This is a genomic window from Cellulomonas sp. P4_H4, from assembly GCF_056400865.1.
In genome coordinates this window covers 644,281-663,906 of record NZ_JBFUKL010000001.1, presented here as the reverse complement: position 1 = coordinate 663,906, position 19,626 = coordinate 644,281, and the positions used below count along the sequence as shown (strand labels likewise).

Sequence of the window (19,626 nt, the reverse complement as noted above, 5' to 3'; positions counted from 1 at the left end):
CGCAGCACCGCAATACTGGCGTCTGGGCTGCAGCGGTGCGAAGGTCGGAGCATGAGCTACGACACCTCCGGCACCAGCAGCGACCCCGAGCTCGACAGCGAGGGCGACACCGACCAGCTGTCCAGCGAGGACACGCTGCTGGACCGCGGCGTCGACGACCTGCTGGACGAGGGCTACTCGGTCCCCCTGCGGCCGCGGTCCAACCACTACGGCGAGACGCCGTGGGAGGAAGCGCACCGCGAGACGATCGACCAGCGCATCGGCCAGGAGGAGCCCGAGGTCTGGGAGGCGCGCGAGCGTCCTCTCGACGACCGTGAGCAGTTCCGGGCGGGCCGCCTGGTCGAGGACGACGGCGCGGTCGAGGCCGGCGGCACCGACGGGTTCGCCATCGACGCCGGGATCTCGGGCGGCGCGGCGAGCGCCGAGGAGGCCGCGGTCCACCTCATCGCCGAGGAGTACGTCGACGACCGTCGGTACCACGACGACGACGACGAGCTCTGACGCTCTGAGTTCGGGCACCCCTTACCCGCAGCACCCCACGGGGCTCGTGTCCACGTCGTGCGCCTCACGGCGAGCCCGCGTCTGCGAGGCCCGCACGCCCATCTCGTCTGCCGGCGGATAGCCCACCTCCTCGAGGGTGAGGCCGTGCGCCGGCACCACGTGCGCGCCCGCGAGCCGGCTCCTCGCCGCCAGCAGCTGAGCCGGCCAGCCGACGTCCCGTCGGCCTTCCCCCACGGCCATGCTCGCGCCGACGAGGGTGCGCACCATCGAGTGGCAGAACGCGTCGGCCTGGACGGTCGCCACGACGAGCCCGGCGTCCGGCCCGTCGAGCGGCCTGGACCAACGGAACACCTCCAGCGTGCGGATCGTCGTGGCACCCGGTCGCGGCTTGCAGTAGGACGCGAAGTCGTGGCGTCCCTGCAGCGGGATCCCGGCGCGGTCCATCGCCTCCATGTCCAGCGGGCGCCGGTGCCACAGCACGTGAGCGCGCGAGAGCGGGTCGCGGCGGGCCGAGTCGTCGCAGATCCGGTAGGTGTACCGCCTGCTGAGGGCTGAGAACCGGGCGTCGAAACCCTCCGGGGCGTGCGTGACCGCGTGCACGACGAGATCGGTCGGCAGGACCCCGCCCAGACGGGTCAGGAGCGCCTCGGCCACTGGCCGTTCAGCCCGGCCGCGTGACCGCTCGAGCAGGTCGACCGGGATGTCGACGTGGGCCGCCTGGCCGCGCGCGTGCACGCCGGAGTCGGTCCGCCCTGCCACGGTGACCCGCGGCGGACCGTCGGTCCGCAGAACCATGGCCAGCGCGTCCTCCAGGATCCCCTGGACGGTCCGCAGACCGGGTTGGACGGCCCATCCCGCGAACTCGGTCCCGTCGTAGGCAAGGTCCAGTCGCAGCCGCACCACGGCCGCGGTGCCGTTGTCAGAGGTCGCACTCACGGGTCCACACGCTAGTCGCCGCGCGTCGCTCTCCCGTCGTGGCGGTCCGCGGGTCGCGCCCGGTGGCACGGCGTGCGTGGTCCGCGGCCGGGGTCGCTACCGTGGGGCCGTGCCGAAGAGCATCGAGGACCTGTTCACGCTCGCCGTCGACTGCGGCGGCGGGGGGATCAAGGCGTCGGTGCTCGACGCCGCCGGCACGTTGCACGCGCCGGCTGTCCGCGTGCCGACGCCGTACCCGCTGCACCCCGACCGGCTCGTCGCGACGATCGCCGACATCGCGGCAGGGCTGCCGGCGGCGGACCGGGTGACGGTCGGGATGCCGGGCATGGTCCGGCACGGGGTCGTCGTCGCGACCCCTCACTACGTCACCCGGAGCGGCCCTCGCAGCGCGGTCGACCCGGACCTGGTCGCCGCGTGGTCCGGGTGTGACATCCGCGCCAAGGTCGAGGCGCGGCTCGGCCTGCCGACCCTCGTCCTGAACGACGCGGAGGTCCACGGCGCAGGGGTCATCTCCGGGACGGGCATCGAGCTGGTGCTCACGCTCGGCACCGGGCTCGGCTCGGCGCTCTTCGACGGTGGCCGCCTCGCGCCGCACCTGGAGCTCTCGCACGCGCCGGTCCGCTGGGGCACGTCGTACGACGTCTACATCGGCCAGGTCGAGCGGTCGCGGCTCGGCGACGGCCTGTGGTCGCGACGCGTGCGGCGCGTGGTCGACGGCCTGCGGCCGGTGTTCTGGTGGGACCGCCTCTACCTCGGCGGCGGCAACGCCCGGCAGGTGACCCCCCAGGTGCTCGCCAAGCTGGGCGACGACGTCGTCGTGGTGCCGAACCAGGCGGGCATCGTCGGCGGCGTCCGGGCCTGGTCGCTCGACCGCTGACGGTCCCGACCCTCGCCGCCGCACCCCCTACGGCGTCGGGGGCGCACGTCACCGAGCTGCGGCAGCCACCCGGTCGTCGACCTCGGCCAGTGCCTCGAGCAGCACGCGCGTGAAGCGGGCCGGCTGCACCAGGTTCACCAGGTGCGACGCACCCGGCACCACGACCAGCCGCCCGTCCTGGCACGCCGCGAGGAATCGCCGCTCTTCACCGCGGAAGTGGTCCAGCCGTCCGTTGACCAGCCACACCGGCGCCTGCACCAGGGCGAGGTCGTGCAGCGGCGTGGCCGTCGCCATCTCGCGCAGCACGTCGTCCGTGACGTCCAGCGCGAAGCCGCCGGCCCCCGCATCGATCGCCCCCTGGCGCGGTAGCACGAGGTCGACGAAGAACTGGTTGAGGCGCGCCCCACCGTCGGGCAGCCGGACGATGTACCGCGCGCCGAACGCCCAGCCCGCCAGCAGGATCCGGTGCGGGCGCGTCGAGCACGACGCCGCGAGCAGCCCGCCCACCTGCTGCGGGTGGGTCGCTGCGTGCCGGATCGCGACGTAGCCACCCAACGACAGCCCCACGACGAACGCGCGACCCCCGAGCTCGTCGACCGCCCGCGCCACCGTCGCCACCGACTCGTCCAGCGTGAACGGCTCACCGAGCCGGGCTCCGTGCCCGGGCAGGTCCACCGCGACCGCCTGGCGACCGGCTCGTTCCAGCGCCTCCAGCTGCGCGCGCCACATGGTCCGCGACGACCGCAGACCGTGCAGCAGGACCACAGGCAGGCTCATGCTCGCGACTCTAGGCATGCCAGAGGGCCCGGAACCAGTGCGGTTCCGGGCCCTCTCGTGGACTGCGTCAGGCCTTGTCGGCCTCGGGTGCGTCCGTCTCGTCGACGGGAGCGTCCTCGACCGGGGCGTCCTCGACGGGAGCGTCCTCGACCTTGGGCTCGGCCTTCGCCTTCGGCGCAGCCTTCGCGGCGGCCTTGGTGGCCTCCTTCACGACGGCCTGCTTCGGGGAGAGCGGCTCGAGCACGAGCTCGATGACGGCCATCGGGGCGTTGTCGCCCTTGCGGGGGCCGATCTTGGTGATGCGCGTGTAGCCACCCTGACGCTCGGCCACGGCCGGAGCGATCTCGGTGAAGAGCACGTGCACGACGGACTTGTCCTTGACGACGGTCATCACGCGGCGGCGGGCGTGCAGGTCACCACGCTTGGCGAACGTGATGAGGCGCTCGGCGAGCGGACGCAGGCGCTTGGCCTTCGTCTCGGTCGTCGTGATGCGCTTGTGCTCGAACAGTGCCGTCGCGAGGTTCGCGAGGATCAGCCGCTCGTGCGCCGGTCCGCCACCGAGCCGGGGACCCTTGGTGGGCGTAGGCATGGTTATTACTCCTTGAGTTCCAGTGATGGGCTACCAGCAGGCCGGCGCGAGCCGGCCTGTGGTGTCCCCGGCGTCAGTACTGCTCGTCCTCGACGAAGTCGCCCTCGTCGTCGCCGTAGTAGGCGCTGGCGGACGGGTCGAAGTCGAGCGGGCTGTCCTTGAGCGTCAAGCCGAGCTCGGCGAGCTTCTCCTTGACCTCGGTGATGGACTTCGCACCGAAGTTGCGGATGTCCAGGAGGTCGGCCTCGGAGCGCGCAACGAGCTCACCCACGGAGTGGATGCCCTCACGCTTGAGGCAGTTGTAGGAGCGGATCGTGAGCTGCAGGTCCTCGATCGGAAGAGCGAGGTCCGCGGCGAGCGCAGCGTCGGTCGGCGACGGGCCGATCTCGATGCCCTCGGCCTCGACGTTGAGCTCACGAGCCAGACCGAACAGCTCCACCAGCGTCTTGCCGGCCGAGGCCAGCGCGTCGCGGGGGCCGATGGCCGACTTCGTCTCGACGTCGACGATCAGCTTGTCGAAGTCCGTGCGCTGCTCGACACGCGTCGCCTCGACCTTGTAGGTCACCTTGAGGACCGGCGAGTAGATCGAGTCGACCGGGATGCGGCCGATCTCGGCGTCGAACGACTTGTTCTGGTTGGCCGACACGTAGCCGCGGCCCCGCTCGACGGTGAGCTCGATCTCGAGCTTGCCCTTGTCGTTCAGCGTCGCGAGGTGCAGGTCGGGGTTGTGGATCTCGACCCCGGCCGGCGGCACGATGTCCGCGCCGGTGACCTCACCAGCACCCTGCTTGCGCAGGTACATCACGACGGGCTCGTCGTTCTCCGACGAGACGACCAGCTGCTTGATGCTCAGGATGATCTCGGTGACGTCTTCCTTGACACCAGGAACGGTCGAGAACTCGTGGAGCACGCCGTCGATGCGGATCGACGTGACGGCGGCACCCGGGATGGAGGACAGCAGCGTCCGGCGGAGCGAGTTTCCGAGCGTGTAGCCGAATCCCGGCTCCAGGGGCTCGATGGAGAACCGCGACCGGTTCTCCGAGATGACCTCTTCGGTCAGGGTGGGGCGCTGTGCAATGAGCACGGTGTGATTCCTCTCAGCGGGCGTCCGCCATATGACGCTGCGCAGTACTACGAGCCGACCTGGTCTCGGTCCACCTGGTCGGACGGACTGATGCCGGGCCGGTGTCCGAGGACACCGACCCGGCTAAACCAAGGTCAGACGCGGCGACGCTTGGGCGGGCGGCAGCCGTTGTGCGCCTGGGGCGTCACGTCCTGGATCGAGCCGACCTCGAGGCCGGTCGCCTGGAGCGAACGGATCGCGGTCTCACGGCCGGAGCCGGGACCCTTGACGAAGACGTCGACCTTCTTCATGCCGTGCTCCTGCGCGCGGCGAGCAGCGGCCTCGGCGGCGAGCTGCGCGGCGAACGGGGTCGACTTGCGCGAACCCTTGAAGCCCACCTGGCCCGACGAGGCGGACGCGATGACGGCGCCCGACGGGTCGGTGATGGAGATGATCGTGTTGTTGAACGTGCTCTTGATGTGCGCCTGGCCGTGGGAGATGTTCTTCTTCTCCTTGCGGCGCGGCTTGCGCACGGCGGAACGGGTCTTGGGAGGCATTCTCTTCTTCTCTCGAGGTCTTGACGGCTTGCCCTGGCGCGAGGCGCCCGGGGCGGAGGGCTACTTGCGCCCGGCCTTCTTCTTGCCGGCGACGGTGCGCTTGGGGCCCTTGCGGGTACGCGCGTTGGTCTTCGTGCGCTGACCGCGCACGGGAAGGCCACGGCGGTGGCGCAGGCCCTCGTAGCAGCCGATCTCGACCTTGCGGCGGATGTCGGCGGCGACCTCACGGCGGAGGTCACCCTCGAGCTTGTAGTTGCCCTCGAGGAAGTCGCGGAGCGCGACGAGCTCGGTGTCACCGAGGTCCTTCACGCGGATGTCCGGGCTGATACCGGTGGCGGCGAGAGTCGCCTGCGCACGCGTGCGCCCGACTCCGTAGATGTAGGTGAGTGCGATCTCGAGCCGCTTCTCGCGGGGGAGGTCGACTCCGACAAGACGTGCCATGTGCCTGGTGGCTCCTGAACTGCGTCGGAGGTCTTCCGCACCGCCTCCCCGCGTTCTGCGGGCCCCGGCCTCCGACCGGGGGTTCACCGGACCCGAGGGTCCGAGGTGGTGGTGCGCTTGCTTGCTGGTGGTGCTAGGTCCTGCTGAGCAACAGGGCGTCAGCCCTGGCGCTGCTTGTGGCGCAGGTTCTCGCAGATCACCTGAACGCGACCGTGCCGGCGGATCACCTTGCACTTGTCGCAGATCTTCTTGACGCTGGGCTTGACCTTCATCGCGTGTTTCCTCCGCCGCCGTGTGATCTCCCCTAGGAGGACGGCGTGATCGAGTGGCTGTTACTTGTAGCGGTAGACGATCCGGCCACGGGACAGGTCGTACGGGCTCAACTCCACCACCACACGGTCCTCAGGAAGGATCCGGATGTAGTGCTGACGCATCTTGCCCGAGATGTGGGCGAGCACCTTGTGGCCGTTGGTGAGCTCCACGCGAAACATCGCGTTAGGTAGAGCCTCCACGACGCTGCCCTCGATCTCGATGACACCGTCCTTCTTCGCCATATCCTCCGCTAACTGTTCGTCCGAGTGCTGTCCGAAACTTGATCAACCCACGTCGGCAGGCGTCAACCAGCGCGAAGCTGGTCGTCGTCGCTCTCGTGGAGAGTGCGGGTGCCCGTGCCGAGCGGCTTCGCCGTTTGCACGACGGAGAGCCCGGAAGCTGTTCCGATGAACCGGGCGCACACACCCAACGGACGATTCTACGCCATCAGGCCGATTCGAGGAAACCGGCTGCAGTGGCATCGACCACACCCGCTCAGGGCCCTCACCCGCGCCCCGCAGCCGGTACACGCCGCACGGTCGACGGCTGTGCGTCGGCCCCCCTGCCTCCGACGACCTGCGGGCTCTCAGGCGAGCGGTGCGATCTGCACGCCGAGCGCGCCGAGCGCTTCTGCTCCCCCGTCGACCGCCGTCAGCACCCAGATCCCGTCCTCGAGGATCGCGACCGAGTGCTCCCAGTGCGCGGCGCGCGAGCCGTCGTCGGTGACGACCGTCCACTCGTCGTCGAGCTCGCGCGTGAATCGCGAACCACGCACGAGCATCGGCTCCACGGCCACGCACAGGCCCGGGCGGATCTTCGGTCCGCGGTCGCGGGTGCGGTAGTTCAGGACGTCCGGCGGCTGGTGCATCGCCGTGCCGATCCCGTGGCCGACGTACTCCTGGACGATGCCGTACCGCGCACCGTTGTTGAGGCCGGCCCGCTGGGCGTCGTCGACGAGGTCCTCGACGGCGTCGCCGACGACACCGAGCCGGTCACCGGTGGCGAGCGAGGCGATCCCTGCCCAGAGCGCCCGCTCGGTCGTCGCGACGAGCTCGGTGTCGAGCTGGGAGTCCGCTCCGTCCACGCCGTCGAGCACGACGGTGATCGCCGAGTCACCGTGCCATCCGTCGACGATCGCGCCGCAGTCGATGCTGACGACGTCGCCCGGTTCCAGCACGCGGGCGCCCGGGATGCCGTGCACGATCTCCTCGTTGACCGAGATGCACAGCGTCGCCGGGTAGCCGTGGTACCCGAGGAACGACGGCTTCGCGCCGAGGTCCCCGATCACCGTGGCGGCGGCGCCGTCGAGCGCGGCGGTCGTGACACCCGGCACCGCTCGTTCACGTACTACCCGCAGCGCTTCGGCGACGACGAGCCCGGCACGACGCATGAGCAGAACCTGCTCATGCGTCTTGTACTCGATCCGGTCCCGGCCGAACATGCGCGACGAGCCGGCTCAGCCGGCCGCGGTACCGATCGCCGCGAGCAGCCGAGAGGTGACGTCCTCGACCTCGCCGATGCCGTCGACCTGCGTCAGCAGACGACGGTCGGCGTAGACCGTCGCGATAGGCGCGGTCTCCTGGGCGTAGACGTCAAGGCGGTGCCGGATGACGTCCTCGGTGTCGTCCTCGCGGCCCTCGACCTCGGCGCGCTTCAGCAGCCGGGGCACGACGACCTCGGGGTCGGCGACGAGCTCGACCGCGAGGTCGAGCGTCGCGCCGGCGTCCGCGAGGATCGCATCGAGCTCGGCCACCTGGGCGACGTTGCGCGGGTACCCGTCGAGCAGGAACCCCTGCGCCGCGTCCGCCTGGGCGAGCCGGTCGCGCACCATGTCGTTGGTGACCGAGTCCGGCACCAGCGCACCACGCGACGTGTACTCCTGGACCTTGAGGCCCAGCGGCGTACCGCCCTTGATGTTCGCGCGGAACAGGTCGCCCGTCGAGATCGTCGGGATGCCGAGCGCCTCGGCCACCTTGACGGCCTGCGTGCCCTTGCCCGCACCCGGAGGGCCGAGCAGGACCAGACGTGCCGTCATCGCAGGAAGCCTTCGTAGTGACGCTGCTGCAGCTGCGACTCGATCTGCTTGACCGTCTCCAGGCCGACGCCGACGACGATGAGGATCGACGACCCGCCGAACGGGATGTTGGTCCCGACGCCGAGCATGATGAACACGATCGTCGGGATGAGCGCGACCACCGCGAGGTAGATCGAGCCTGGCGCCGTGATGCGCGAGATCACGAAGTCGAGGTACTCGGCCGTCGGACGGCCGGCCCGGATGCCCGGGATGAAGCCGCCGTACTTCTTCATGTTGTCCGCGACCTCGTCCGGGTTGAACGTGATCGCCGTGTAGAAGTAGCAGAAGAAGATGATCAGGAAGACGTAGAGCGCCAGGTGCAGCGGCGCGCTCGACGACGCCAGGTGCCGCGAGACCCATTGCACCCACCCCGCGGTCGGGTCGCCGAACTGGGCGATCAGCCCTGGTACGGCGAGCAGCGACGACGCGAAGATGATCGGGATGACGCCGGCCATGTTGATCTTGATCGGGATGTAGGTGCTCGATCCGCCGTACATGCGGCGTCCGACCATCCGCTTGGCGTACTGCACCGGGATGCGGCGCTGCGACTGCTCGACGAACACGACCATGCCGACGACCAGCACGATCACCAGCATCACGATGATGAACTTGAAGGCGCCGTTGTCACCGCCCGCGATCGACCAGAGGGCGGTCGGGAAGCTCGCCGCGATCGACGTGAAGATGAGCAGCGACATGCCGTTGCCCACGCCACGCTCGGTGATGAGCTCGCCGAGCCACATGATCAGGCCGGTACCGGCGGTCATCGTGATGACCATGATCAGCAGGACGGACCAGCTGTCGTCCGGGATGACGTCCACGGTGCAGCCACTGAACAGCTGACCGCTGCGCGCGACGGTGATGATCGTCGTCGACTGCAGGACGGCCAGGGCGATGGTCAGGTACCGCGTGTACTGCGTGAGCTTCGCGGTGCCGGACTGGCCCTCGCGGTGGAGCTCCTCGAAACGGGGGATGACCACCCGGAGGAGCTGCACGATGATGCTCGCGGTGATGTACGGCATGATCCCGAGCGAGAACACCGACAGCTGGAGCAGAGCCCCACCGCTGAACAGGTTCACCAGCCCGAGCAGGTCGTTGCCCGACGACTGTTCCACACACGCCTGCACGTTCGGGTAGGAGACCCCGGGGGTCGGCAAGAACGAGCCCACCCGGAAGATGACCATGATCCCGATGGTGAAGAGCAGCTTGCGCCGCAGGTCGGGCGTTCGGAACGCCCGCACGAATGCGCTGAGCACCTGTCCTCCTGAGCGGCCGGAGCCGCGTCTCGTACGACCGGTTCATTCCGGCCGTGCAGCCTGCGTTACGTCGCAGGCACCGGGGCACCCTAACTGATGCTGAAGAACATATGGGTACGGGACCGGTGGGGAGCTATGACCCCACCGGTCCCGTCCTTTCGATCAGTCCTGCGCGACGCTTCCGCCGGCCGCCACGATCGCGTCCTTCGCGGTTGCCGAGTAGGCGTCCACCGCGACAGAGACCTTGACCGTGAGCTCACCGGTGCCGAGCACCTTGACGGGCTGGCCCTTGCGGACCGCACCCTTTGCCACCAGGTCGGCGACCGTCACGTCGCCACCGTTCGGGTACAGCGCCGAGAGCTTGTCCAGGTTGACCACCTGGTACTCGACGCGGAACGGGTTCTTGAAGCCGCGCAGCTTCGGGAGGCGCATGTGCAGAGGCATCTGCCCACCCTCGAAGCGCACGGGCACCTGGTAACGGGCCTTGGTGCCCTTGGTGCCACGACCGGCCGTCTTGCCCTTGGAAGCCTCGCCACGACCCACGCGGGTCTTGGCGGTCTTGGCGCCCGGGGCCGGACGGAGGTGGTGCATCTTGAGCGTTCCACCGTTGCCGGGCTGCGCAGCAGCCTCGGCTGCCTTGGCCGCAGCCGCGGACACGGTCTTCTTCGGCGCAGCAGCCTTGGGCTCGGCCTTGGCCTTGGGCTCGGCCTTCGCCTTCGCCGCAGCCTTGGGCTCGGCCTTCGCCTTCGCCGCAGCCTTCGGAGCTGCCTCGGCGGCAACCTCGGCCTTGTCGGCCTTGGGTGCAGCCTTCGCCTTGGTCGCCTTCGGAGCGGACTCCGAGTCGGCCTTCTTCGCGGGGGCCTTCTTGGCGGCGGCCTTGGGGGCCGTCACCTCGTCAGCCTTCTTCTCGTCTGCCATGGTCACTCCACCTCTTCGACCGCGACAAGGTGCGTCACCGTCTTGACCATGCCGCGGATCTCAGGGCGGTCCTCCTTGACGACGACGTCGCCGATCCGCTTGAGGCCGAGGGTGCGCAGAGTGTCGCGCTGGTTCTGCTTGCCGCCGATGCCAGACCGCGTCTGGGTCACCTTGAGTCGAGCCATCAGACACCTGCCTTCGTGCCCGCCGCAGCGGCCAGGCCGGCAGCCTGGGCGCGCAGGAGGGCAGCAGGGACGACGTGCTCGACCGGGAGTCCACGGCGCGCGGCCACGGCCTCCGGACGCTCGAGCCCACGCAGGGCCGCGACCGTCGCGTGCACGATGTTGATCGCGTTCGACGAACCGAGCGACTTGCTCAGGACGTCGTGGATGCCGGCGCACTCGAGGACGGCGCGCACCGGACCACCGGCGATAACGCCGGTACCCGGCGACGCCGGACGCAGGAAGACGACACCGGCAGCGGCCTCACCCTGGATGGGGTGCGGGATCGTGCCCTGGATACGGGGAACCTTGAAGAAGTTCTTCTTGGCCTCCTCGACACCCTTGGCGATCGCCGCGGGCACCTCCTTGGCCTTCCCGTAGCCGACGCCGACCGTGCCGTCGCCGTCGCCGACCACGACGAGCGCGGTGAAGCTGAAGCGACGGCCGCCCTTGACGACCTTGGCGACGCGGTTGATCGTCACGACGCGCTCGAGGAACGCACTCTTCTCTGCGGCGTCGCGGCCACCACGGCCGCCGTCGCGGCCACCGCGACCGCCGTCGCGACGGTCACCGCCGCCGCCGGCTCCGGCGCCGCCCGCGGGCGCGCCGGTGTTGCTGCGCTGAGGAGCAGCCATCAGATTGTCCTCTTCTTCGTTCGGAAGTTCGTCGTCGTCGTCACAGCTTCAGACCGCCCTCGCGAGCGCCGTCCGCCACCGCTGCGACGCGGCCGTGGTACTTGTTGCCGCCGCGGTCGAACACGACTGCGTCGAGGCCGGCAGCCTTCGCACGCTCGGCGATGAGCTCGCCGACCTTGCGGGCCTTGGCCGTCTTGTCGTCGTTCGACCCACGCAGGTCGGCCTCGAGGGTCGACGCGGAGACGAGGGTCTGGCCGATGCCGTCGTCCACGACCTGCGCCGTGATGTGCCGGGCGGACCGGGTCACGACGAGACGGGGACGAGCAGCCGAACCGGAGACCTTCTTGCGAAGGCGGACGTGGCGACGCTGGCGGGCCTTGCGCTTGCCCTTGCCGATGATCTTGAGTGCCATGGTTACTTACCGGCCTTTCCGACCTTGCGGCGCACGTTCTCGCCCGCGTACCGCACGCCCTTGCCCTTGTACGGCTCAGGCTTACGGATCTTGCGGATGTTCGCGGCGACCTCGCCGACCTGCTGCTTGTCGATGCCCTGCACCGAGAAGCGGGTCGGAGCCTCGACGACGAAGGTGATGCCCTCCGGCGGGTTGACCGTGACCGGGTGGCTGAACCCGAGCGCGAACTCGAGGTCCGAACCCTTCGCCGTCACGCGGTAACCGGTACCGACGATCTCGAGGTTCTTGACGTACCCCTCGGTGACGCCGGTGACGAGGTTCGCCAGCAGCGTGCGGGTAAGACCGTGCAGCGAACGCGAAGCGCGCTCGTCGTCGGGGCGGGTGACCACAAGGGCACCTGCCTCGTCACGCGCGACCTCGATGGGCGCAGCGATCGTGTGGCTCAGGGAACCCTTGGGGCCCTTGACCGTCACGACGGCACCGTTGATGTTGACCTCGACGCCGGTGGGGACCGGGACGGGGACTCTGCCGATTCGGGACATGGCTAGCTCCTTTCCGTCTCGGACTTACCAGACGTAGGCGAGGACTTCCCCACCCACGCCCTTCTTGGCGGCCTGCTTGTCGGTGAGGAGACCGGAGGACGTGGACAGGATCGCCACGCCGAGGCCGCCGAGCACCTTGGGCAGGTTGGTCGACTTGGCGTACACGCGCAGGCCCGGCTTGGACACGCGCTTGACGCCGGCGAGCGCACGCTCGCGGTTCGGGCCGTACTTCAGCTCGATGATGAGGTTCTTGCCGACGACGGCATCCTCAACCGTCCAGCCCGTGATGTAGCCCTCGGCCTGGAGGATCTCCGCGATGTGCGACTTCAGCTTCGAGAACGGGATCAGCACGGTGTCGTGGTGAGCCGAGTTCGCGTTACGCAGCCGCGTGAGCAGGTCTGCGATGGGGTCGGTCATAGTCATGGGGCTATCGCCCTTCCTCGCCGGGGTATCCCGCCCATCTCTGGGCTGGACCTACCGACGCTCGTCTTGCTCGGTTGTTACCAGCTGCTCTTGGTGACGCCGGGGAGCTCGCCACGGTGGGCCATCTCGCGCACGCAGATCCGGCACAGGCCGAACTTGCGGTACACCGAGTGGGGCCGGCCGCAACGCTGGCAGCGCGTGTAGCCACGCACCGCGAACTTCGGCTTGGCAGCAGCCTTGTTCTTGAGGGCAGTCTTCGCCATGGTCAGATCTCCTTGAACGGGAAGCCGAGGAGCTTGAGGAAAGCGCGACCCTCGTCGTCGGTGTCAGCGGTCGTGACGACCGTGATGTCCATCCCGCGGACCCGGTCGATCTTGTCCTGGTCGATCTCGTGGAACACGGACTGCTCCACGAGGCCGAAGGTGTAGTTGCCGTGACCGTCGAACTGCTGCGGCGAGAGGCCACGGAAGTCACGGATGCGCGGGAGCGCGGTCGACAGCAGACGGTCCAGGAACTCCCAGGCACGGTCGCCGCGCAGCGTGACGTGCGCGCCGATCGGCATGCCCTCACGCAGCTTGAACTGCGCGATGGACTTGCGAGCCTTGGTGACCTGGGGCTTCTGGCCGGTGATCTGCGTGAGGTCGCGGATCGCGCCCTCGATCAGCTTGGAGTCCTTGGCGGCCTCGCCGACGCCCATGTTCACGACGACCTTCACCAGGCGTGCGACCTGGTTGATGTTCTCGTGAGCGAACTGCTCGAAGAGCGCGTTGCGGATCTCGTCGTTGTACTTGGTCTTCAGACGGGGCAGCTCGACGGCTGCGAGAGTCTCGGTCATCAGATGTCCTTACCGGAGCGCTTGGCGACGCGGACCCGAACGTTGCGGGTACGGCCGTCGCGCTCGACCTGCTCGGTGCGGTAGCCGACCCGGGTGCCCTTCTTGGTCTCCGGGTCCACGAGCATCACGTTGCTGATGTGGATGGGCGCCTCGACGGTCTCGATGCCGCCGGTGCGCGTGCCGCGCTGCGTCTGGCCGGCCTTCACGTGCTTGGTGACGCGCTGGACACCTTCGACGATGAGGCGCTGCGACTCGACGAGGACCTCGAGCACACGGCCCTGCTGTCCCTTGTCGCGGCCGGAGATGACGACGACGAGGTCGCCCTTCTTGATCTTCGCCATGGTCAGAGCACCTCCGGTGCCAGCGAGATGATCTTCATGAACTTCTTGTCACGCAGCTCGCGCCCGACCGGGCCGAAGATGCGCGTGCCGCGGGGCTCGCCGTCGGCCTTGAGGATCACTGCGGCGTTCTCGTCGAACTTGATGTACGAACCGTCCGGACGGCGGCGCTCCTTGCGGGTGCGCACGATGACCGCCTTGACGACATCGCCCTTCTTGACGTTGCCGCCGGGGATGGCGTCCTTGACGGTGGCGACGATGACGTCACCGATGCCTGCGTAGCGACGGCCCGAGCCACCGAGGACACGGATGCAAAGGATCTCCTTGGCACCGGTGTTGTCGGCGACGCGAAGTCGCGACTCCTGCTGAATCATTACTACTCCTGATGTCTGGCGGGTTCTCGTGCCGACTGCCTGGGCGGGCGGGACGAGCCTGGCCGAACGGATAGTTGCCGTGATGCACACGTTGCGCCGGGTGCCGCTGCTGCGTCACCCGGCGCCCGTGGGCAACTGGGGGTGGTGCGGTACTGCTGTGCTTACTTAGCCTTCTCGAGGACCTCGACCAGGCGGAAGCGCTTGGTAGCGCTCAGCGGCCGCGTCTCCATGATGAGCACCAGGTCGCCCACGCCGGCCGTGTTCAGCTCGTCGTGCGCCTTGACCTTGCTCGTACGCCGGATGACCTTGCCGTAGAGCGGGTGCTTGACCCGGTCCTCGACCTCGACCACGACGGTCTTGTCCATCTTGTCGCTGACCACGTAGCCACGACGCGTCTTGCGGTCGTGACGCTTCGCAGCGACCGCGGTCGTGCTCTCGTTCTTCTCGTCGCTCATAGTCTCACTCGCTCGCGCTCGGGGCGGTACGGATGCCGAGCTCGCGCTCACGCAGGATCGTGTAGATCCGCGCGATGTCGCGGCGAACGGCCTTCAGACGCCCGTGGCTCTCGAGCTGACCGGTTGCCGACTGGAAGCGGAGGTTGAACAGCTCCTCCTTGGACTTCTTCAGCTCGGCGACCAGCTTGTCGTCGTCGAAGGTGTCCAGCTCGGTGGGAGCCAGCTCCTTGGTGCCGATAGTCATCAGTTACCACCCTCGCGAACCACGAAACGTGTCTTCATCGGGAGCTTGTGCTGCGCGCGGCGCATGGCCTCGCGAGCCAGGGGCTCCGGGACGCCGGCGAGCTCGAAGAGAACTCGGCCCGGCTTGACGTTGGCGATCCACCACTCGGGCGAGCCCTTGCCGGAACCCATGCGGGTCTCGGCGGGCTTCTTGGTGAGAGGACGGTCCGGGTAGATGTTGATCCAGACCTTCCCTCCACGCTTGATGTGGCGGGTCATGGCAATACGTGCAGCTTCGATCTGCCGGTTGGTGACGTAGGCCGGCTCGAGAGCCTGGATGCCGAACTCACCGAAGGAGATCGCGGTACCACCGGTCGCGGCGCCGGAACGCCCCGGGTGGTGCTGCTTGCGGTGCTTCAGCCTGCGCGGGATAAGCATTGCGGTCAGGCCTCCGATCCGTTGTCAGCGGCCGACTCCGCGGGAGCGGGGGTGGCCTCAGGAGATGCCTCGACAGCGTCACGACGAGGAGCGCCGCCGCCACGAGGGCCACGGTCGCCGCCACCGGGACGGTCCGTCCGCGGGCCACGAGCCGGGCGCGGGGCCTGGGTCGCCTGCTCGCGAGCAAACTCCTTCTCGGTCATGTCGCCCTTGTAGACCCACACCTTGACGCCGATGCGGCCGAAGGTGGTGCGAGCCTCGAAGAAGCCGTAGTCGATGTTCGCGCGCAGCGTGTGCAGCGGCACACGACCCTCGCGGTAGAACTCCGTGCGGCTCATCTCCGCGCCACCGAGGCGGCCGGAGACCTGCACGCGGATGCCCTTGGCACCGGCGCGCTGGGCCGACTGGATGCCCTTGCGCATGGCACGGCGGAACGAGACGCGGCTCGCCAGCTGCTCGGCGATGCCCTGGGCGACCAGCTGAGCCTCGATCTCGGCGTTCTTGACCTCGAGGATGTTCAGCTGGACCTGCTTGCCCGTGAGCTTCTCGAGCTCGCCGCGGATGCGGTCGGCCTCCGCGCCACGACGCCCGATGACGATGCCCGGGCGGGCGGTGTGGATGTCGACACGAACGCGGTCACGCGTGCGCTCGATCTCGACCTTGGCGATACCGGCGCGCTCGAGACCCGTGCTCATGAGCTTACGGATCTTGACGTCCTCGCCCACGTAGTCGCGGTAGCGCTGACCCGGCTTGGTCGAGTCGGCGAACCAACGCGACCGGTGGTCGGTGGTGATGCCCAGGCGGTACCCGAGCGGGTTGACTTTCTGTCCCACTATCGGGCCCTTCCCTTCGAGGTCTCGCGCTCAGCAACCACCACGGTGATGTGGCTGGTGCGCTTGAGAATCTGACTGGCCCGGCCCTGCGCACGCGGACGGAACCGCTTGAGCGTCGGACCCTCGTCGACGAACACCTCAGAGATGTAGAGGTCGCTCTCGTCGAGACGCTCGTTGCTGCGCTTGGCAGCCTCACGAGCGTTCGCGATCGCGCTCTCGACGACCTTGAGGACGGTCTCCCCCGCGGCCTGCGGTGCGAACTTCAGCACCGCCACGGCCTCGCCGGCCTGCTTGCCACGGATGAGGTCCACGACGCGCCGGGCCTTCTGGGGCGTGACGCGGACGAACCGCGCCTTCGCCTTGGCTTCCATTGCTGTCCTGCCTTCTTGTCTCTGCCGGTGAGGGCGTCGCCTGGCTGACCCGGGGGTCAGCGGCGACGACCCTTCCGGTCGTCCTTCTCGTGGCCGCGGAACGTCCGCGTCGGAGCGAACTCGCCGAGCTTGTGCCCGACCATCGACTCCGTCACGAACACCGGGGTGTGCTTGCGTCCGTCGTGCACGGCGAACGTGTGGCCGAGGAAGTCCGGCGTGATGACCGAACGGCGCGACCACGTCTTGATGACGTTCTTCGTGCCGGCGGTGTTCTGGACGTCGACCTTCTTCTGCAGGTGACCGTCGACGAACGGGCCCTTCTTCAGGCTACGTGGCATCTCAGGCTCCTATCAGCGCTTGTTCTTGCCGGTGCGCCGACGGCGCACGATGAGCTTGTCGCTCGGCTTGTTCGGACGACGGGTACGGCCCTCGGCCTGGCCCCACGGGCTGACGGGGTGACGTCCACCGGACGTCTTGCCCTCGCCACCACCGTGCGGGTGGTCGATCGGGTTCATGGCGACACCACGGACGGTCGGGCGCTTGCCCTTCCAGCGCATGCGGCCGGCCTTGCCCCAGTTGATGTTCGACTGCTCGGCGTTGCCCACCTCGCCGACCGTGGCGCGGCAGCGCAGGTCGACGTTGCGGATCTCACCGGACGGCATACGCAGCTGGGCGTAGGGGCCGTCCTTGGCGACGAGCTGCACGGACGCACCAGCCGAGCGCGCGATCTTCGCACCGCCACCGGGCCGAAGCTCGATCGCGTGGATGACCGTACCGGTCGGGATGTTGCGCAGCGGCAGGTTGTTGCCGGGCTTGATGTCGGCGCCGGGGCCGTTCTCGATGCGGTCACCCTGCGACAGCTTGTTCGGCGCGATGATGTAGCGCTTCTCGCCGTCCGCGTAGTGCAGGAGCGCGATACGAGCCGTGCGGTTGGGGTCGTACTCGATGTGAGCGACCTTGGCCGGCACGCCGTCCTTGTCATGACGACGGAAGTCGATGACGCGGTACGCACGCTTGTGACCGCCACCCTGGTGGCGCGTGGTGATGCGACCCGTGGAGTTGCGGCCGCCCGTCTTGTGGAGGGGACGGACGAGCGACTTCTCCGGAGTGGATCGCGTGATCTCGACGAAGTCGGCCACGCTCGAGCCACGACGGCCCGGCGTTGTCGGCTTGTACTTACGGATTCCCATGAGTTCTCAGTCCTTCTCAGCCGACCGGGCCACCGAAGATGTCGATCGTTCCCTCGCGGAGGGTGACGATCGCACGCTTCGTGTCCTTGCGGCGGCCGGTGCCGAAACGGGTCCGACGGGACTTGCCCTGCCGGTTCGCTGTGTTGACCGAGTCGACCTTGACGCCGAAGACCTGCTCGACGGCAATCTTGATCTCGGTCTTGTTCGCCCGCGGGTCGACGAGGAAGGTGTACTTCCCCTCGTCGAGCAGGCCATAGCTCTTCTCGGAGACGACCGGTGCGAGCAGGATGTCGCGCGGGTTCTTGCCGATGTCGGTCACTTCGTCTCCTCCTCAGCCTCAGCGGACGTCGCCACGGCGGAGGCACCCTTGACGGGGCCGGCCAGGAACGCGTCGAGCGCGCCCTGCGTGAAGACGACGTCGTCCGAGATCAGGACGTCGTAGGTGTTGAGCTGGTCGGCGACCAGCAGGTGCACCCGCTCGACGTTCCGCAGCGACTTCCACGTGATCTCGTCCTGACGCTCGACGACGACCAGGACGTGCTTGCGTCCCGAGAGGTTGTCGAGCACGGCGAGCGCGGACTTGGTCGAGGGCGCGGTGCCCGGGGCGAACCCCGTGACGACGTGCACGCGACCGGCACGAGCGCGGTCCGAGAGAGCACCGCGGAGCGCCGCGGCCTTCATCTTCTTGGGGGTGCGCTGCGAGTAGTCACGCGGGGTGGGGCCGTGAACGACGCCACCACCGGCGAACTGCGGAGCACGCGTCGAACCCTGACGGGCGCGGCCGGTGCCCTTCTGCTTGTACGGCTTGCGGCCACCACCACGGACCTCGCCACGGCTCTTCGTGTCGTGGGTGCCCTGGCGAGCCGCCGCGCGCTGCGCGACGACGACCTGGTGGATCAGCGGGATGTTGGTCTGCACATCGAAGACCTCGGCGGGCAGATCGGTGGAACCGGTCTTGTTGCCCTCGAAGTCGACGACGTCGACGGTCAGCGTGTCAGACATGGTCACGCCCCCTTCACAGCGGAACGCACGACCACGACGCCACCCTTGGGGCCGGGAACGGCACCCTTGACGAGGAGAAAGCCCCGCTCGACGTCGACCGCGTGCACGGTCAGGTTCTGGGTGGTCTGGCGGTCCACGCCCATGCGACCGGCCATCTTGATGCCCTTGAACACGCGCGACGGCGTCGAAGCGCCACCGATCGAGCCGGGCTTGCGGTGGTTGCGGTGCGCACCGTGCGAGGCGCCGACGCCGTGGAAGCCGTGACGCTTCATGACACCGGCGGTGCCCTTGCCCTTGGTGGTGCCGATGACGTCCACGAGCGCGCCGGCCTCGAACAGGTCGGCGGTGAGCTCCTGGCCGAGCGTGAACTCGGAGGCGTTCGGCGTGCGGATCTCGGCCACGTGCCGGCGCGGCGTGACGCCGGCCTTCTCGAAGTGGCCCTTCAGCGGCTTGGTGACCTTGCGCGGGTCGATCTGGCCGTGGGCCAGCTGGACCGCGGCGTAGCCGTCAGCGTCAGCGGAGCGCACCTGGGTCACGACGTTCGTACCGACAGCGACGACCGTGACGGGGATGAGGCGACCGTTGTCGTCCCACACCTGCGTCATGCCGAGCTTCGTGCCGATCAGAGCCGTGACTGCGCGCTCGTTCTGCTGGGTAACCATAGAAATCAGTTCCTTCCCAGCGTCAGAGCTTGATCTCGATGTTCACGTCCGCAGGCAGGTCGAGACGCATGAGCGAGTCGACGGCCTTCGGCGTGGGATCGATGATGTCGATGAGACGCTTGTGCGTACGCATCTCGAAGTGCTCGCGGCTGTCCTTGTACTTGTGGGGCGACCGGATGACGCAGAAGACGTTCTTCTCCGTCGGCAGCGGCACCGGACCCACGACCGACGCACCAGCGCGAGTCACCGTGTCGACGATCTTGCGCGCCGAGCTGTCGATGACTTCGTGGTCGTAGGACTTGAGCCTGATGCGGATCTTCTGTCCCGCCATGGCGCGTCTACTTCTCTCTGTTGAAAACCGGCTCCGTCCGACCC

The 19,626-nt window shown here is 68.5% G+C and carries 34 protein-coding genes; 2 read left to right on the top strand and 32 right to left on the bottom strand.

Annotation, left to right across the window (positions count from 1 at the left end; all coding sequences use genetic code 11):
- Nucleotides 1-51 precede the first annotated feature (51 nt).
- Entirely contained in the window at nt 52-501 is a 450-nt protein-coding gene (locus AC1DPN_RS03380; RefSeq protein WP_477083281.1) for a DUF5709 domain-containing protein, read from the top strand.
- A gap of 21 nt (nt 502-522) precedes the next feature.
- Here the strand turns inward: AC1DPN_RS03380 and truA are convergent, their stop codons facing one another.
- Nucleotides 523-1,437 carry a tRNA pseudouridine(38-40) synthase TruA gene (truA, locus tag AC1DPN_RS03375; RefSeq protein ID WP_477083280.1) on the bottom strand — a complete coding sequence of 305 codons (915 nt, stop codon included), beginning with the start codon at nt 1,435-1,437 and terminating at the stop codon, nt 523-525.
- 109 nt (nt 1,438-1,546) lie between these two features.
- On the opposite strand from truA, the gene AC1DPN_RS03370 reads away from it, so the two are divergent.
- Nucleotides 1,547-2,314 carry an ROK family protein gene (locus AC1DPN_RS03370; protein ID WP_477083279.1) on the top strand — a complete coding sequence of 256 codons (768 nt, stop codon included), beginning with the start codon at nt 1,547-1,549 and terminating at the stop codon, nt 2,312-2,314.
- 48 nt (nt 2,315-2,362) lie between these two features.
- Here AC1DPN_RS03370 and AC1DPN_RS03365 read toward each other — a convergent pair whose 3' ends face one another.
- From AC1DPN_RS03365 to rpsJ, 31 genes are all read right to left on the bottom strand, one after another.
- A complete protein-coding gene (locus tag AC1DPN_RS03365; RefSeq protein WP_477083278.1) occupies nt 2,363-3,091 on the bottom strand; it encodes an alpha/beta fold hydrolase in 729 nt (242 codons plus the stop codon).
- Nucleotides 3,092-3,158: 67 nt separating this feature from the next.
- A complete protein-coding gene (gene rplQ, locus AC1DPN_RS03360) occupies nt 3,159-3,680 on the bottom strand; it encodes a 50S ribosomal protein L17 (protein ID WP_477083277.1) in 522 nt (173 codons plus the stop codon).
- Nucleotides 3,681-3,753: 73 nt separating this feature from the next.
- On the bottom strand, nt 3,754-4,764 hold the full coding sequence (locus AC1DPN_RS03355) for a DNA-directed RNA polymerase subunit alpha (RefSeq protein ID WP_477083276.1): 1,011 nt from the start codon (nt 4,762-4,764) through the stop codon (nt 3,754-3,756).
- Between the two features lie 134 nt (nt 4,765-4,898).
- Entirely contained in the window at nt 4,899-5,300 is a 402-nt protein-coding gene (rpsK, locus tag AC1DPN_RS03350; RefSeq protein ID WP_028045043.1) for a 30S ribosomal protein S11, read from the bottom strand.
- Nucleotides 5,301-5,360: 60 nt separating this feature from the next.
- Entirely contained in the window at nt 5,361-5,741 is a 381-nt protein-coding gene (gene rpsM / locus AC1DPN_RS03345) for a 30S ribosomal protein S13 (RefSeq protein ID WP_477083275.1), read from the bottom strand.
- A 158-nt stretch (nt 5,742-5,899) separates the two neighbouring features.
- Nucleotides 5,900-6,013 carry a 50S ribosomal protein L36 gene (gene rpmJ / locus AC1DPN_RS03340; protein WP_013117849.1) on the bottom strand — a complete coding sequence of 38 codons (114 nt, stop codon included), beginning with the start codon at nt 6,011-6,013 and terminating at the stop codon, nt 5,900-5,902.
- Between the two features lie 60 nt (nt 6,014-6,073).
- Nucleotides 6,074-6,295: a translation initiation factor IF-1 gene (gene infA / locus AC1DPN_RS03335; protein ID WP_013770189.1), complete on the bottom strand. Its 222-nt coding sequence runs from the start codon at nt 6,293-6,295 to the stop codon at nt 6,074-6,076.
- 344 nt (nt 6,296-6,639) lie between these two features.
- On the bottom strand, nt 6,640-7,494 hold the full coding sequence (gene map / locus AC1DPN_RS03330) for a type I methionyl aminopeptidase (protein ID WP_477083274.1): 855 nt from the start codon (nt 7,492-7,494) through the stop codon (nt 6,640-6,642).
- Between the two features lie 15 nt (nt 7,495-7,509).
- Complete coding sequence (locus AC1DPN_RS03325) at nt 7,510-8,088, bottom strand: adenylate kinase (RefSeq protein WP_477083273.1); 579 nt, start codon at nt 8,086-8,088, stop codon at nt 7,510-7,512.
- Complete coding sequence (secY, locus tag AC1DPN_RS03320) at nt 8,085-9,380, bottom strand: preprotein translocase subunit SecY (protein WP_477083272.1); 1,296 nt, start codon at nt 9,378-9,380, stop codon at nt 8,085-8,087. Before secY ends, AC1DPN_RS03325 begins: the two co-directional genes overlap by 4 nt.
- A gap of 162 nt (nt 9,381-9,542) precedes the next feature.
- Complete coding sequence (gene rplO / locus AC1DPN_RS03315) at nt 9,543-10,298, bottom strand: 50S ribosomal protein L15 (protein WP_477083271.1); 756 nt, start codon at nt 10,296-10,298, stop codon at nt 9,543-9,545.
- 2 nt (nt 10,299-10,300) lie between these two features.
- Nucleotides 10,301-10,483, bottom strand: a complete 183-nt coding sequence (gene rpmD / locus AC1DPN_RS03310) for a 50S ribosomal protein L30 (RefSeq protein WP_028045050.1) — start codon at nt 10,481-10,483, stop codon at nt 10,301-10,303.
- Nucleotides 10,483-11,154 (bottom strand): 30S ribosomal protein S5, encoded by a 672-nt coding sequence (gene rpsE, locus AC1DPN_RS03305; protein ID WP_477083270.1) that lies wholly within the window; start codon nt 11,152-11,154, stop codon nt 10,483-10,485. The genes rpmD and rpsE overlap by 1 nt, the downstream gene beginning before the upstream one ends.
- Before the next feature lie 40 nt (nt 11,155-11,194).
- Nucleotides 11,195-11,566, bottom strand: a complete 372-nt coding sequence (gene rplR / locus AC1DPN_RS03300) for a 50S ribosomal protein L18 (RefSeq protein WP_477083269.1) — start codon at nt 11,564-11,566, stop codon at nt 11,195-11,197.
- Between the two features lie 2 nt (nt 11,567-11,568).
- Complete coding sequence (rplF, locus tag AC1DPN_RS03295; protein ID WP_477083268.1) at nt 11,569-12,108, bottom strand: 50S ribosomal protein L6; 540 nt, start codon at nt 12,106-12,108, stop codon at nt 11,569-11,571.
- Nucleotides 12,109-12,132: 24 nt separating this feature from the next.
- Nucleotides 12,133-12,531: a 30S ribosomal protein S8 gene (gene rpsH / locus AC1DPN_RS03290; protein WP_477083267.1), complete on the bottom strand. Its 399-nt coding sequence runs from the start codon at nt 12,529-12,531 to the stop codon at nt 12,133-12,135.
- A 77-nt stretch (nt 12,532-12,608) separates the two neighbouring features.
- A complete protein-coding gene (locus AC1DPN_RS03285; protein WP_028045055.1) occupies nt 12,609-12,794 on the bottom strand; it encodes a type Z 30S ribosomal protein S14 in 186 nt (61 codons plus the stop codon).
- Between the two features lie 2 nt (nt 12,795-12,796).
- The gene (gene rplE, locus AC1DPN_RS03280; protein WP_477083266.1) at nt 12,797-13,366 is read right to left on the bottom strand and encodes a 50S ribosomal protein L5; all 570 of its coding nucleotides are present in this window, start codon (nt 13,364-13,366) and stop codon (nt 12,797-12,799) included.
- Nucleotides 13,366-13,707, bottom strand: a complete 342-nt coding sequence (gene rplX / locus AC1DPN_RS03275; RefSeq protein WP_477083265.1) for a 50S ribosomal protein L24 — start codon at nt 13,705-13,707, stop codon at nt 13,366-13,368. Before rplX ends, rplE begins: the two co-directional genes overlap by 1 nt.
- A gap of 2 nt (nt 13,708-13,709) precedes the next feature.
- Complete coding sequence (gene rplN / locus AC1DPN_RS03270) at nt 13,710-14,078, bottom strand: 50S ribosomal protein L14 (RefSeq protein ID WP_028045058.1); 369 nt, start codon at nt 14,076-14,078, stop codon at nt 13,710-13,712.
- A 161-nt stretch (nt 14,079-14,239) separates the two neighbouring features.
- On the bottom strand, nt 14,240-14,533 hold the full coding sequence (rpsQ, locus tag AC1DPN_RS03265; RefSeq protein ID WP_477083264.1) for a 30S ribosomal protein S17: 294 nt from the start codon (nt 14,531-14,533) through the stop codon (nt 14,240-14,242).
- A 4-nt stretch (nt 14,534-14,537) separates the two neighbouring features.
- A complete protein-coding gene (gene rpmC, locus AC1DPN_RS03260) occupies nt 14,538-14,777 on the bottom strand; it encodes a 50S ribosomal protein L29 (RefSeq protein WP_426593028.1) in 240 nt (79 codons plus the stop codon).
- Nucleotides 14,777-15,193 (bottom strand): 50S ribosomal protein L16, encoded by a 417-nt coding sequence (rplP, locus tag AC1DPN_RS03255; RefSeq protein WP_028045061.1) that lies wholly within the window; start codon nt 15,191-15,193, stop codon nt 14,777-14,779. The genes rpmC and rplP overlap by 1 nt, the downstream gene beginning before the upstream one ends.
- Before the next feature lie 5 nt (nt 15,194-15,198).
- The gene (gene rpsC, locus AC1DPN_RS03250; protein ID WP_477083263.1) at nt 15,199-16,026 is read right to left on the bottom strand and encodes a 30S ribosomal protein S3; all 828 of its coding nucleotides are present in this window, start codon (nt 16,024-16,026) and stop codon (nt 15,199-15,201) included.
- On the bottom strand, nt 16,026-16,397 hold the full coding sequence (gene rplV, locus AC1DPN_RS03245; RefSeq protein ID WP_426593030.1) for a 50S ribosomal protein L22: 372 nt from the start codon (nt 16,395-16,397) through the stop codon (nt 16,026-16,028). The genes rpsC and rplV overlap by 1 nt, the downstream gene beginning before the upstream one ends.
- A 56-nt stretch (nt 16,398-16,453) precedes the next feature.
- The gene (gene rpsS, locus AC1DPN_RS03240) at nt 16,454-16,735 is read right to left on the bottom strand and encodes a 30S ribosomal protein S19 (protein WP_028045064.1); all 282 of its coding nucleotides are present in this window, start codon (nt 16,733-16,735) and stop codon (nt 16,454-16,456) included.
- Nucleotides 16,736-16,747: 12 nt separating this feature from the next.
- Nucleotides 16,748-17,587, bottom strand: coding sequence for a 50S ribosomal protein L2 (rplB, locus tag AC1DPN_RS03235; RefSeq protein ID WP_055912153.1), 840 nt, complete (start codon nt 17,585-17,587; stop codon nt 16,748-16,750).
- 16 nt (nt 17,588-17,603) lie between these two features.
- Nucleotides 17,604-17,906: a 50S ribosomal protein L23 gene (rplW, locus tag AC1DPN_RS03230; RefSeq protein ID WP_028045066.1), complete on the bottom strand. Its 303-nt coding sequence runs from the start codon at nt 17,904-17,906 to the stop codon at nt 17,604-17,606.
- Entirely contained in the window at nt 17,903-18,589 is a 687-nt protein-coding gene (gene rplD / locus AC1DPN_RS03225) for a 50S ribosomal protein L4 (protein ID WP_477083262.1), read from the bottom strand. Before rplD ends, rplW begins: the two co-directional genes overlap by 4 nt.
- A 2-nt stretch (nt 18,590-18,591) precedes the next feature.
- On the bottom strand, nt 18,592-19,251 hold the full coding sequence (rplC, locus tag AC1DPN_RS03220; RefSeq protein ID WP_477083261.1) for a 50S ribosomal protein L3: 660 nt from the start codon (nt 19,249-19,251) through the stop codon (nt 18,592-18,594).
- A gap of 22 nt (nt 19,252-19,273) precedes the next feature.
- Complete coding sequence (gene rpsJ / locus AC1DPN_RS03215; protein WP_013117879.1) at nt 19,274-19,582, bottom strand: 30S ribosomal protein S10; 309 nt, start codon at nt 19,580-19,582, stop codon at nt 19,274-19,276.
- Nucleotides 19,583-19,626 lie beyond the last annotated feature (44 nt).